Source organism: Pseudomonas sp. AC247, from assembly GCF_979258015.1.
In genome coordinates this window covers 157,755-170,952 of sequence record NZ_OZ409829.1, presented here as the reverse complement: position 1 = coordinate 170,952, position 13,198 = coordinate 157,755, and the positions used below count along the sequence as shown (strand labels likewise).

10 protein-coding genes are annotated in these 13,198 nt (G+C 61.2%); 4 read left to right on the top strand and 6 right to left on the bottom strand.

The window, feature by feature from the left end; translation table 11 throughout:
* Nucleotides 1-52: 52 nt before the first annotated feature.
* Complete coding sequence (gene hrpB, locus ACZZ0B_RS00860) at nt 53-2,572, bottom strand: ATP-dependent helicase HrpB (protein ID WP_463544180.1); 2,520 nt, start codon at nt 2,570-2,572, stop codon at nt 53-55.
* Between the two features lie 109 nt (nt 2,573-2,681).
* Between hrpB and ACZZ0B_RS00855 the strand changes: the two genes are divergently transcribed.
* Nucleotides 2,682-3,101, top strand: a complete 420-nt coding sequence (locus ACZZ0B_RS00855; protein ID WP_008081098.1) for a hypothetical protein — start codon at nt 2,682-2,684, stop codon at nt 3,099-3,101.
* Nucleotides 3,102-3,113: 12 nt separating this feature from the next.
* On the top strand, nt 3,114-4,022 hold the full coding sequence (locus tag ACZZ0B_RS00850; RefSeq protein WP_463544179.1) for a cation diffusion facilitator family transporter: 909 nt from the start codon (nt 3,114-3,116) through the stop codon (nt 4,020-4,022).
* A gap of 27 nt (nt 4,023-4,049) precedes the next feature.
* Here ACZZ0B_RS00850 and ACZZ0B_RS00845 read toward each other — a convergent pair whose 3' ends face one another.
* Nucleotides 4,050-5,123 (bottom strand): DUF6515 family protein, encoded by a 1,074-nt coding sequence (locus tag ACZZ0B_RS00845; RefSeq protein ID WP_463544178.1) that lies wholly within the window; start codon nt 5,121-5,123, stop codon nt 4,050-4,052.
* A gap of 451 nt (nt 5,124-5,574) precedes the next feature.
* Between ACZZ0B_RS00845 and ACZZ0B_RS00840 the strand changes: the two genes are divergently transcribed.
* Together ACZZ0B_RS00840 and ACZZ0B_RS00835 are read left to right on the top strand one after the other, a co-directional pair.
* Entirely contained in the window at nt 5,575-6,054 is a 480-nt protein-coding gene (locus ACZZ0B_RS00840) for an Lrp/AsnC family transcriptional regulator (protein ID WP_008081091.1), read from the top strand.
* 263 nt (nt 6,055-6,317) lie between these two features.
* Nucleotides 6,318-6,527: a DUF2788 domain-containing protein gene (locus ACZZ0B_RS00835; RefSeq protein WP_007909655.1), complete on the top strand. Its 210-nt coding sequence runs from the start codon at nt 6,318-6,320 to the stop codon at nt 6,525-6,527.
* Here the strand turns inward: ACZZ0B_RS00835 and ACZZ0B_RS00830 are convergent.
* The 4 genes from ACZZ0B_RS00830 to ACZZ0B_RS00815 form a co-directional block, all read right to left on the bottom strand.
* Nucleotides 6,522-7,157 carry a pseudouridine synthase gene (locus tag ACZZ0B_RS00830; protein ID WP_008081087.1) on the bottom strand — a complete coding sequence of 212 codons (636 nt, stop codon included), beginning with the start codon at nt 7,155-7,157 and terminating at the stop codon, nt 6,522-6,524. The two genes, ACZZ0B_RS00835 and ACZZ0B_RS00830, sit on opposite strands and share 6 nt — an antisense overlap.
* Nucleotides 7,158-7,230: 73 nt before the next feature.
* The gene (gene amn, locus ACZZ0B_RS00825; RefSeq protein ID WP_162130776.1) at nt 7,231-8,730 is read right to left on the bottom strand and encodes an AMP nucleosidase; all 1,500 of its coding nucleotides are present in this window, start codon (nt 8,728-8,730) and stop codon (nt 7,231-7,233) included.
* Between the two features lie 149 nt (nt 8,731-8,879).
* Nucleotides 8,880-10,550 carry an acyl-CoA dehydrogenase family protein gene (locus ACZZ0B_RS00820; protein ID WP_463544177.1) on the bottom strand — a complete coding sequence of 557 codons (1,671 nt, stop codon included), beginning with the start codon at nt 10,548-10,550 and terminating at the stop codon, nt 8,880-8,882.
* Between the two features lie 97 nt (nt 10,551-10,647).
* On the bottom strand, nt 10,648-13,002 hold the full coding sequence (locus ACZZ0B_RS00815) for a 7TM diverse intracellular signaling domain-containing protein (protein WP_463544176.1): 2,355 nt from the start codon (nt 13,000-13,002) through the stop codon (nt 10,648-10,650).
* Between the last annotated feature and the right edge of the window lie 196 nt (nt 13,003-13,198).

The window sequence follows — 13,198 nt, the reverse complement described above, 5'->3', positions numbered from 1 at the left end:
GTGCCCGACTCCAATCCTGTAGGAGCTGCCGCAGGCTGCGATCTTTTGACCTTCACGTACCACGCGGTTTGGCCCGCGCAGTCGCCTCCGCCACCAACGGATCATCCGGCCAATAATGCTTCGGATAGCGTCCCTTCAAATCCTTCTTCACCTCGGCATAAGTGCTGCGCCAGAAGTTGGCCAGATCCTGCGTCACCTGCACCGGTCGCCGCGCTGGCGATAGCAGATGCAACTTGACCACCTGGCGCCCGCCGGCAATCCGTGGCGTATCGGCCAGCCCGAACAGCTCCTGCAAACGGACCGCAAGAATCGGCGGAAACTCGCTGTAGTCCAGACGAATAGATGACCCGGACGGCACACTCAGATGATTTGGCGCCAGCTCATCAAGCTTTTGCGGCAAAGGCCACGGCAGCAAGTTACGCACAATGCTCGACAGGTCGAGATTGGCAAAATGGCTGAGCCGCGAGACCTTGCCCAGATAAGGCATCAGCCAATCTTCGAGGGTGTTGAGTAACGTCGCGTCGCTGACGTCCGGCCACTGACTTTCATCCTGCGAATTCAGATCAAGCTGCCGCAACAGCGCCACCCGCGCCTGCCACTGACGCAACTCCGGCGTCCACGGCAGCAGTTCCAGACCTTTGCGCCGCACCAGATTGACCAGCGCCTGACTGCGCGCATTTTCATCGAGACCGGTCAACGGTTCGCGGCTGAGAATCAGCTCGCCGACCTTGCGTTGACGCTCGGCGCGCAGCACGCCTTCGCGCTCGTCCCAGTCGAGTTGATCGACGTTACGCACTTGTTCGGCGAGCACTGAATCGAACAGCGCCGGATCGAAATCCGCCGCCAGATAAATCCTCTCTTCGCGCTGGCCCTGACGGCTGCCGAGGTCGGCGATGACGATCCACGGTTCTTTCATCAGACTGTCGGCGTCGGCGAACAGCGCCGCACGACCGTTGGCCAGACGGTATTCAGCGCCACCGGCACGCCGCTGTTGCGCGACGCGATCGGGATAGGCCAGTGCCAACAAAGCGCCGAGCCAGCGTGGATGATCGGGATCGCTGACCGGCTCGCTCGCCTTGCCGCGCAAATATCCGCGATATTGCCGCGCCAGTTGCCGGGCGCGTTGCACACCGCCCTGCGCACCACGGGCGGCGCGTTCTTCGCCGGACAGCAGCACCAGGCGACTGTGCAAATCCGCGCCGGCGCCGCGCAAGATATCGCGCTCGCCGAGCAACGCGGCAACATCGCACGCCATGTTGGCCAAACCCAACGCCTGACCGCGCAACAATAAATGACCGATGCGCGGATGCGCGGGCAACTCAGCCATGGCCTGACCGTGAGAAGTCAGCGCCTCGCCTTCCAGCGCTCCGAGTCGTTGCAGCAAATCCTGCGCCTGGGCGTAAGCCGCCGCTGGCGGAACGTCGAGCCAGACCAGTTCGCCCGGCGTCACGCCCCAACGTCCCAATTGCAGCGCAAGACTGGCGAGATCCGCCGAAAGAATTTCCGCACTGCCATACGCCGCCAATTGCTCGTGCTGATCCTGCGACCACAAGCGATAACAAACGCCCGGCTCCAGGCGCCCCGCACGGCCCGCACGCTGAGTGGCGCTGGCCTTGGAAATCCGCTGAGTGTCGAGGCGCGTCATGCCGCTGCCGGGATCGAAACGCGGCACCCGCGCCAACCCGGCATCGATCACCACGCGCACGCCGTTGATGGTCAAACTGGTTTCGGCAATGTTGGTCGCCAGCACCACTTTGCGCTGACCGGGCGGCGCCGGATCGATCGCCGCGCGTTGCGCATTGAGGTCGAGTTCGCCGTGCAACGGGCAGAGCAACACATCGCTGCGCTCACCCATCGCGTCGACCAATTGTTGATGCACGCGACGGATTTCCGCCTGCCCCGGCAGAAACACCAAGACGCTGCCGGTTTCATCGTGCAGCGCTTCGAGCACGGTTTGCGTAACGCGTTGATCAATATATTCGCCGGGCTGAAACTGCCGGCCCCAGCGCATCGTCACCGGGTACATCCGCCCTTCGCTGCGCAGGATCGGCGCGTCATCCAGCAATCCTGCCAGACGCTCACCTTCGAGGGTGGCCGACATCAGCAGAATCTTCAGCGGCTGTTCAGCTCGAAACAGCTCACGACCGTTCAGACTCAAGGCCAGCGCCAGATCGGCATCAAGACTGCGTTCGTGGAATTCGTCGAAGATCAGCAGGCCGACGCCTTCGAGCGCCGGATCATCCTGCAAACGCCGGGTGAGAATGCCTTCGGTGACCACTTCGATGCGTGTGTTGGGGCCAACCTTGCTGTCGAGTCGAATGCGATATCCGACGGTTTCCCCGACCTTCTCGCCCAACTCGCTGGCCAGCCGTTCAGCGGCTGCCCGCGCGGCGAGGCGGCGCGGTTCGAGCATCAGAATGGTCTGCCCGGCCAGCCACGCTTCATTGAGCAACGCCAACGGCACGCGGGTGGTTTTACCGGCGCCAGGCGGTGCTTCGAGCACGGCTTCGTGGCGCGTCGCCAAGGCTTCACGCAGGGCGGGTAAAACTTCATCGATCGGCAAAGAATTCATGCTGGCTCCCAAACAGAGGCGCGAGTATAACGGCGAACTGCAAGGCGTTCGTCAGGGTCTTAACTTCACTCGACGACTCTTCGTTCTTAGATCAATCAGGAGATTTCCCATGCGCTTACCTTTTCGCCTGATCGGCGGTGTACTGGTCGCCACCCTGCTCACGCAAATCACGGCGTGCGGTTCGATTTTCTATCCGGATCGTCGCGGTCAGATTGACGGCAAAGTCGACCCGGCGATTGCCGTGCTCGATGCCGTGGGCCTGCTGTTCTACATCATTCCCGGGCTGATCGCGTTTGCCGTCGACTTCGCCACCGGTGCGATCTATTTCGAACCAGGCCACACCGCGCAGATCGACCCGGCCAAACTCAAGCAAGCCATCGGCCCGGACGGTCAGGTCGATAACCACAAGTTGCAGGCTATTCTCGAAAGCGAGCTGGGCAAGGACTTCCCTCTGGATGACCCGCGCCTGATTCAACACAAGGGCAGCACGCAACAACTGGCGATGTTCGGCCTGCAACCGGCCGCTTAAAAAGGAACCGCAATGACCTCCAGCCCCGAACACGCTCGCCTGCTACGGCTGGCGACCCGCGCCTCGGTGGCGGTCGCCTGCACGCTGATCGTCGCCAAAGCCATCGCCTGGTGGCTGAGCGGTTCGGTGAGCATGCTCGCCGGGCTCACCGACTCGGCGCTGGATGGCATCACCTCGATGCTCAATCTGCTCGCGGTGCATTACGCACTGCGTCCGGCGGATGACGATCATCGTTATGGTCACGGCAAGGCGGAATCGCTGGCGGGCATGGCGCAGGCGTTGTTCATCGGTGGCAGTGCGGTGTTGATCGCGTTTCAGGCGTACGAACGACTGCACGATCCGCAACCGCTTGGCGCGCCATGGCTGAGCATCGGTGTGATCGTGTTTTCGCTGCTGCTGACGGCGGCGCTGCTGGTGTTACAGCATCGGGTGATCAAGCAGACCGGCTCCAACGCCGTGCGCGCGGACTCGCTGCACTATCGCTCGGACATGTTGCTCAACGGCAGCATTCTGATTGCGCTGATTTTGGCTGGTTTTGGTTTTGATCAACTGGATGCGTGGTTCGGTCTGGGGATTGCTGCGTACATTCTGTGGAGCGCGATCCAGATCGCCCGGGAAAGTTTTTCGGTGTTGATGGATGAAGAACTGCCGACGGACGTCAGTCAGCACATGCTGGAACTGGCCTGCAGCGTGCCGGGCGTATTGGGCGCGCATGACTTGCGCACGCGGATCTCCGGCAACCACTGGTTCGTGCAGTTGCACCTGGAATTGCCAGGAGAATTGACCCTGTCAGTGGCGCACGGCATCAGCGATCAAGCCGCCGATGCCATTCACAAAGCCTACCCGCGCGCCGAAGTGCTGGTGCACGCCGACCCGATAAAAGCAGCTACAAGTCGCGAGCCGCAAGTTTCAAGCTTGTAGCTCGACACTTGCAGCTCGCAGTTGCTTCTACTGGACCTGATAACCGCGACTGCTCAGGCAATTGCCCTGAGCCTGTCGATAGGCCTGAACCACTTCGGGCGCCGGTTGATAAGTCGCGGTGCGCGGGTCGAAACCGCTTTGCTGCACGGCGTACTGATAGCACTGATAACCATCCTGCTGCACTTGCTCCGGCGACTGACCGTTGGCCGGATAGGCCTCGACGTCATAGCCCTGGGGTTGCGGCTGCGGCTGTTGCTGCACGGGCGGCTCGACGACTACGTAATCCTGCGTCGCTTCCTGATACGCGTAGTAGGAACCGGCGGCAAGGAACAACAGCGAACCACCGATCCACACTTCACGGGCGTAATCCGGCAAATACTGGATGCGAATCCCGCGCGGCGGTTGCACGACGATGTAGCGTGGGCCTTGCGGGCGATACCAGTAGCCGCCGGAGAAGAAGTAATCCTGGCCACGATACGGCACGCGGTAATCGCGATCCGGGAAGCGGTCGATCACATGCCCCGGCCGGTATTGCGGGCCTGGGCCCCAACCGTTGCCATGCCCGTCGGGACGACCCGGCCAGCGATTGTCATTGGGCCGGTTGTTGGTCTGCCAATGCTGATTGTTGTAGCCGTTTTGCGGACGCTCGTCGCGGTAGTAACCCTGGCGCGGTTCCTGGGTCTGGCGCACCGCGTCGGGCCGTGGCTGGATCGGCAGGCTGTTGGCCGGCAATTGCGGCGGTGGTGGCGGTTGACGCACCGGGTTGGGGTTGTAGGCCGGGCGGTTCTGGTCGTGGTTTTGCCATTGACCATTGTTATTGTGCTGCTGGCCGTTGTGCTCGAACTGGCGGCTGTTGTCGCCACGAATGATTTCGTTGTTCTGCGGGCGCGGTTGATTCTGCTGCGGCGGTTGATTGTTCTGCGGACGCGGCTGCTGATTATTGCCGCCATGCCCCTGATTGTTGCCCTGATGTTCCGGCCCGCGTCCGCCGTTACCGTTGCCATTCGGACTGCGGCTCTCGGGATCATCGGCAAGTGCTTGCGCACTGACGCTCACACACAGCAAACCAACACCGGCCAGACGCCAGATGCGCGACTTCATGCTTTTTTTCACTGCGGGGCCTGTAAATGTAAGAGGACTTGTAGCTAAGACCGGGAATACACACACCGGGTTCTGCAACAGGTTATCAGTCGCGCAACTTATTTATTGAGCGCCGCCACATGAAATCGCAGGCAAGAAAAAAGGGAGACCCGTCGGCCTCCCTTTAGAGAACTTCGTCCTGGCTCGACGCTTTTGACGTCGGCTCACCTCACGCCGTCTTCTGGACAGTGTGTAGCTCGGGGGCCGGCACAACCCCGGTGGGGGTGGCGGCCGCGGCAGGCCGGATAGGGCGGGCCGCGTGGACTGTGTTACCGAGCAGTGATTCTGGTGATAAGAATAGGCCTGAGGCGGCGACAGAGGATTGCGAAGATTGCTGAAATAAACACCACTTGCGCAATTTTTAACCCTGGATAGATAATCCGCCGCAATAGTTACAACCAAGGACAGATTGATGAGCAAACTCGACCGTTACGACCTGAGCATTTTGGCGGAATTGCAGCGCGACGCCCGCATCTCCAACCAGGAATTGGCCGAGCGCATCGGTCTGTCGCCCTCGCCTTGTTCGCGTCGGGTCAAACAACTGGAAGACGACGGCTATATTTCGCGCCAGGTCGCGTTGCTTGATCGCAAGATGCTCGGGCTGAGCCTGACAGCGTACGTGCTGATCGGCATGGATCGGCACACGCCGGAGCGCTTCGAGAATTTCGAGGCGGCGATTCGCACGTTGCCGCAGGTGTTGGAGTGCAGCCTGGTCACGGGTGTGGATGCCGATTACCAGTTGAAAGTGGTGGTGCCGGACATGGATCACTATCAGAAGCTGTTGCTGGGGCACCTCACCCGCATCGAAGGCGTGACCAGCGTGCGCTCAAGTTTTGTGCTGAACCAAGTCCTCAACAGCACCGAACTGCCCCTCACCCACCTGCGCAACTGAACACCTCCCTGTAGGAGCTGACGAGTGAAACGAGGCTGCGATCTTTTGATCTTTCAAAGCCAGATCAAAAGATCGCAGCCTTCGGCAGCTCCTACAGAGCGCTTTTGTGGCGAGGGGATTTATCCCCGCTCCAGTGCGCAGCACTGGCAGGATTGGTTGCAGATGAATGACCGCGGCACACCGACACAGGTCAATGCCCCGCCATCCGCCCTTGGCGTATACTCGCCGCGCCCTTTTAGCCGCGTGCGCGTCGGAGATGCCCAATGGATCCAGCCTTATTAGAAGAGTGGATGATGACCGGACTGGTCAGCATCCTGATCATTTTCATGGGTTTCATCGTCTGGGATCTGGCGAAGAAGTCCAAGGCCGGGCGCTTTGGCTCGTTCATTCTGTTTTTCGTGCTGGGCCTGGGCGTGGCCGCGTTCATCATTAAAAGTGTGGTGATCGGCCTGATCGAATCTGGCGCTTTATAAGCGCGCCGGCACTTCCTTCCACTGGCCCTGATCGAGCCCTTCGATCGACCAGTCGCCAATCTTCACCCGCACCAGGCGCAACGTCGGCAACCCGACCGCTGCGGTCATGCGCCGTACCTGACGGTTGCGCCCTTCGCGAATCACCAGTTCCAGCCACGACGTCGGTATGGTCGCGCGAAAGCGCACCGGCGGGTTGCGCGGCCACAGCTCAGGTTCATCCAGTTGCCGCGCTTCGGCGGGCAAGGTCATGCCGTCATTCAACTCGACGCCGTCACGCAGACGCTGCAACTGCTCGGCCGTCGGTACGCCTTCGACCTGCACCCAATACGTCTTCGCCAATTTGTGTTTCGGATCGGCGATGCGCGCCTGCAACTGGCCGTCATTGGTCAGCAGCAACAAGCCTTCGCTGTCACGATCAAGGCGTCCGGCCGGGTAGATGCCGGGCACATCGATGAAATCCTTGAGCGTCGCCCGCCCTTCGCCGTCGCTGAATTGCGTCAGCACATCGAACGGCTTGTTGAACAGAATCAGTTTCGGCTCGGCCGGTGGCGCCTTGGCAACACGGCGCGGCGAAGACGACTGAGGCTTCGCGCCAGGGCGGCGGGAAGGTGGACGCGGGGGACGAGACATAGGGAGAGCAAACATTTAGCGATCAGGGCTGACAATGCTAGTGCCCCGACCGCCAAATGACCACGACTAACCGTTAACGGAACGGCGGTTCGTCGAAGCTGCGCAGTTTGCGCGAGTGCAGCGAGTTGAGTTCAGTGCGCAGCAGATCGACCGCTTCGATGCCGATCTTCAAGTGCTGGCTGACCGCGCGCTCGTAAAACGCGTTGGCCGAACCCGGCAGTTTGATTTCACTGTGCAGCGGTTTGTCGGAAACGCAGAGCAACGTGCCGTACGGTACGCGCAAGCGGTAACCCTGCGCGGCAATCGTGCCGCTTTCCATGTCCACCGCGACGGCGCGAGATAGGTTGATCAACGGTCGTTCCTGCGCCCAACGCAATTCCCAGTTACGGTCGTCGTAGGTCAGCACGGTGCCGGTGCGCAGGCGTTTTTTCAGATCGTCGCCCTTCTCGCCAGTGACATTCGCCGCTGCCTGTTGCAGCGCCATCTGCACTTCGGCCAGTGCCGGGATCGGAATGTTCGGCGGCACCACACGATCAAGAATGCCGTCGCGACGCATGTAAGCGTGGGCCAGCACGTAGTCGCCAATGGTCTGCGACTGACGCAGGCCACCGCAGTGACCGATCATTAGCCAGCAGTGCGGACGCAGCACGGCCAAGTGGTCGGTGATGTTCTTGGCGTTAGACGGGCCGACGCCGATGTTGACCAGCGTCACGCCGTGGCCATCGTTGGCGATCAGGTGATACGCCGGCATCTGGTAACGGTGCCAGACCACACCCGCCGCGATTGCCGAGGCTTCGCCGTGATCCATGCTCTTTTCGATGATCACGTTCCCGGGCAAGACCATGCGCACGAAACGCGGGTCGCTGCGTAATTGCTCCAGACCATGGACGATGAACTGGTCGACGTAGCGGTGATAGTTGGTCAGCAGGATCCACGGCTGCACATGACGCCAGTCGCTGCCGGTGTAGTGCACCAAGCGACGCAGGGAGAAATCCACGCGCGCCGCGTCGAACAGCGCCAGCGGCAGTGGATCGGTGTTTTCCCAATCGTACAGGCCGTCGGCGATGCCATCGGTGGCGGCGGACAGGTCGGTGCTCGGAAACACCCGCGCCAGCACGGCAGCGGTGACGCCGGAGCCGGCGAGTTCATCGCCCTGCTCGACCACGTACGGATACGGAATGTTTTGCTGGCTGACGCCGACTTCCACGGTCACCGTGAAGTCGTGCATCAACGGGACCAATTGTTCAAGCAGATATTTGCGGAACGCCGCCGGGTGGGTGACGGTGACGCTGTAAGTGCCCGGCAGTTGCACCTTGGCGTAAGCGCGGGTGGTCTGCGGGACTTCGCCCTGGCAGTGATAGGTCAGACGCAGTTCGGGATAACGAAACAGAGCACGCTGCGCGGCGTCGGGCTCGACGCGATCTTTCAGGTAACGCTTGAGCGCCGAGTTCAGCGCCGTGGTGGCCCGCTCATGCAGCTCGGCCAGACGATCCACGGCTTGTTCGGCGGTTTGAACAACAATAAACGCTTCGGTCACGATCAGCTTCCTGTGTTCTGACTTGCAGAGCTTCATCTTGCCTGCATCGTGGCGTCACGGGAACAGTGGCATGTTGGCAACCGCACAATATATGGGCCACCCCAATCCTTGTAGGAGCTGCCGAAGGCTGCGATCTTTTGATCTTGCTGTTTATAGGATCAAAAGATCGCAGCCTTCGGCAGCTCCTACAGGGGATTTGTGGGGGGGCAGAGGATGTGGGGGGTTGAGCGGGCGACAAGGGCTTCGATGTCGAGGCCGCGTGGCAAGGCGCCGTAGACGCGGCCGCCAGCGCTCAGGCGACTGGCGATGAAGGCATCGCTGACGGCTGAGTTTCCGGCCTCCAACAGGAGCTTGGCCTGCAAACCGAGCGCGATGTCTTCGGTCAGTTGCCGCGCCCGATACTGAATGTCACCGGTGTCCTTGAACTGCGCCTGCAACTGCTGAATATGCGCAGCCAGCCGCTTGTCGCCGTGGCCATCTCCGAGTTCGCTGAACAACACATCCAGCACGCCCGGTTCTTTCGACAACGCGCGCAGCACATCCAGACACTGCACATTCCCCGAACCTTCCCACGTCGAGTTCACCGGCGCTTCGCGGTACAGACGCGGCAGGATGCTCTCTTCGACATACCCGGCGCCGCCCATGCATTCCGCCGCTTCGTTGATCATCCCCGGCGCGCGTTTGCAGATCCAATATTTGCCCACCGCCGTTACCAGCCGCGCGAATTGCGCTTCGTGGCGATCGTCCAGATGATCCAGCGCCTTGCCCATGCGCAAGCTCAGGGCCAGTGCAGCTTCACTTTCCAGCGCCAGATCGGCCAGCACGTTTTGCATCAGTGGCTGCTCGCTGAGCAGTTTGCCGCCGACCTTGCGGTGCGCGCAGTGATGACTGGCCTGGGTCAGCGCCTGGCGCATCAGCGAGCTGGAACCGACCATGCAATCGAAACGGGTCATCGCGACCATCTCGATAATGGTCGGCACACCGCGCCCTTCTTCGCCGACCATCCACGCCAGCGCGCCACGAAATTCCACTTCGCTGGAGGCGTTGGACTGGTTGCCGAGTTTGTTTTTCAGGCGCTGAATGTAGAACTGATTGCGCGTGTCGTCCGGACGATGGCGCGGCAGCAGGAAACAGCTCAAACCTTTGTCGGTCTGCGCCAGCGTCAGGAATGCATCGCACATCGGTGCCGAGCAGAACCACTTGTGCCCGACCAGTTCATACGCCTCGCCCGGGCCACTGGCGCCGACCGGATAAGCCTTGGTGGTGTTGGCGCGCACGTCGGTGCCGCCCTGTTTTTCGGTCATCGCCATGCCAATGGTCACGCCGGCCTTGTGCGCCATGCCGACGTTGCGCGGATCGTATTCGGTGGCGAGGACTTTCGGCAGCCATTGCTCAGCCAGGTTCGGCTGCAAACGCAGGGCCGGCACGCTGGCGAAGGTCATGGTCAATGGGCAACCGCTGCCCGCCTCAGCCTGGCTGTGCAGATAGCTCATCGAGGCGCGGGCAACATGCGCGCCGTCCTGGGGATGGGTCCATGGCAGCGAGGTCAAACCATGCTCGATCGCCGTGCGCATGAGCTCGTGATAAGCCGGATGAAACTCCACCAGATCGATGCGATGGCCGTAACGATCGTGGCTGACAAATACGGGTTTGTTCTGATTGGCGAGGAACCCGGCTTCCATCAACGGCCCACCGGCCAATGCGCCGTAGGCATCGATCCGCGACTCGGCCCAACCGGCGCCAAACCTGCGCGACCACTCCTGCAACGGCAGGTCGATGCGGTACAGGTTGGTGCCGTCCAGCGACGGCGGCTGGTTGGTCACTTCGTGGGTTTCGGCGAACTGATGCAGGTTCATGACGGGGCTCCTTGAATCAACCGGAAAGGTCAGTTAAGCACCGCCCCAAGGTTGATCAAAGTGTCATAAGCGCCGAATTGGCGGCGCTTTTACCCTGTCAGCAGCACAACACACGCCGTTCAAGTGCGGCCTGCAGCTCTTCGAATTTCACCGGTTTGTTCAGGTAATCGATCACCGTACCGGTTGCGCAAAGCTCTCGATCCACGTTCAACGCCAACATGAACACCGGCAAGTTGGCACACCCCGGCAGCGCATGGATCTGGCAGCACAGTGATGCACCTTCATGGCTCGGCATCTGGCAATCAATCAGCACCGCATCGACGGTCTCACGTTGCAGGCAATCGAGCGCCGCCGCGCCATTGTCGGCGGTGCGCACGCGGAAACCGAGCTTGAGCAACATGCCGCGCATGACCAGTTGGTTGACACTGTTATCGTCCACCAGCAGCACCGTGCAGTCCTGCGGCGCGCGAACGCAATCACGGCCAGACACCAGCGTTGGCGCTGGCTCAACCACCGGCAATTCAAACTCGACATCCAGCTGGAAGCGGCTGCCGCTGCCGGGCTCGGAACGGTGGGTGAGCTTGCCGCCGAGCAACTCCACCAGTTGTCGGCAGATCGCCAGCCCCACACCGAGGCCGCCGTATTCGCGAGTCATCGAACCGTCGAGCTGGAAGAAGCGCTGGTACATCGTCGCCTCGCCCAGATCGGTGAAACCGATGCCGGTGTCGATCACCGCAAACGACAGCGCCAGACGATTACCGGTCGACGGTTTGCCGGTGACGCGCAATGCCAGACCGCCGACGCGGGTGAACTTGATCGCGTTATCCAGCAGGCATTCCAGGCATTGCGCGAGTTTTGCGCTGTCGCCGTGCAGGCGATCCGGCAAGGTCGGCAACACGTCGACTTTGAAGTCCAGCGACTTGCTCGAGGCATTGCCGTCGAATTGCACACGCAACGATTCGACCACGCCACGCAGGCTGAAACTGCCCGGCGCGGCCTTGAGTTTGCCGGCCTGCAACTCGGTGAGGGTGAGGATGCCGTTGACCATGCGCATCATGTCGCGGGCGGAACCGGCGGCAGTCTGCTGGTATTGCTCAAGCTCCGGGTCCATCGCGACCGTCTGCATCAGTTCCAGCGAACCGATCACGCCGTTCATCGGCGTGCGCAGCTCATGAGTCAGGGTCGCGAGGAATTCATCCTTGAGCTTGTTGCTGTGGGCCAGTTGCTGGTTGAGCACTTCGAGTTTCTGCCCGGCGTCGTACAGCGTCTGCGCCTGCTGCTCGCGCATCGCGTTGATGCGGTCGGCCAGCGCCAGCGACAGCAGCGCCACTTCGATGGCCGAACCGATCTGGCTGGCGTACATGGTCAGGAATACGTTGGGCAGCAGGCCCAGCACCATCAGCGTATTGATGATGCCGCCCAGCAGGAAGGCCGACCAGGCGATGATGAAGTAGCGCGCCACGCGCAGCCCCCGCCACCAGGCCATGATCCCGGCGGCGAAAATCACCACGGTGAAGGTCAGCGCCAGCGTCGTCGCCAGACGCAAGGCCAGGGCGTAACTGGTCATCAGCGACAGGCCGATGACCAGCGCACCAAACGCAATCAGTCCGATCAGCAATCGGTCCAGCCCGCGACTGTGGGTTTTGGTCTGCAGGAAGCTGCGCGCGAACTGGCTGCCGAACAGGCCAGCGCAACCGATAAAGAATGGCGTGGAGGCGTTGGTCCACCACGGATTGTCCGGCCAGAAATACTCGGCCGCCGCGCCGTTCACCGACAGCTGATACAGGCCGAACGAGGCGATGTAGAAGATGTAATAGAGATAGCTGGTGTCGCGCACGCTGAGGTAGATGAACAGGTTGTAGACCAGCATCCCCAGCAACACGCCGTAAATGATGCCCAGCACATACAGGCGCACCGGCTGATCTTCGAGATACGCAGTGCTCGACCACAAGGTGACCGGTGCCTGGATCGAGCCTTCGCTGGCCAGTCGCAGGTAAACGGTTTGTTGCTGATCGGGCTCGAAGGCCAGATCGAACAGGTAATTGTTCTGGCGAATCTCGCGACTGGCGAACGGCAAGGCGTCGCCGGTCTGGCGGGCCAGGCGATAGTTGCCAGTGGCGTCGGGCAGGTACAAGTCGAGGTGGTCGAGCGGTGGATACGCCAGCTCCAGCAGCCAGGTGCGCTGGGCCTCGGGATTGCTCGGGCGGTAATGCAGGTCGATCTTCAGCCAGAACGCCGAGCGCGAGTAACCGGCATTGAGCGTGGCTTTATCGTGGGCTTTGAAATTACCGGCAGCGGCCTGCGCGCGGACATCGGCAATGCTCGCCTGACCGCTTGGGTCTTCGAACACTTGCAGCGATCGGCCCAGAGGGAGGCTCTGGGTAAATTCGTCGAATTCGACGGCGCTCGCCATGAGGGGCAAGCAGAACAGCAACATCAGCAAATAGCGCATTGAAGCCCCAGCGTGGCTCGTCCGGTTGTGTCAGGAAGCCCCCCATTCCCTTTGAGTAGACGTAAAACCGGTATTACCTGTTATTGGTTTGGATCCAGACTAGCATAGCCGTTGATGGCCATTGAGCACCATTGAAATTTTTCCTACAAAGGCTCTAGCACGGGCGTTCCAGAGCAAAGCAGCGGGCTAGAGCTGT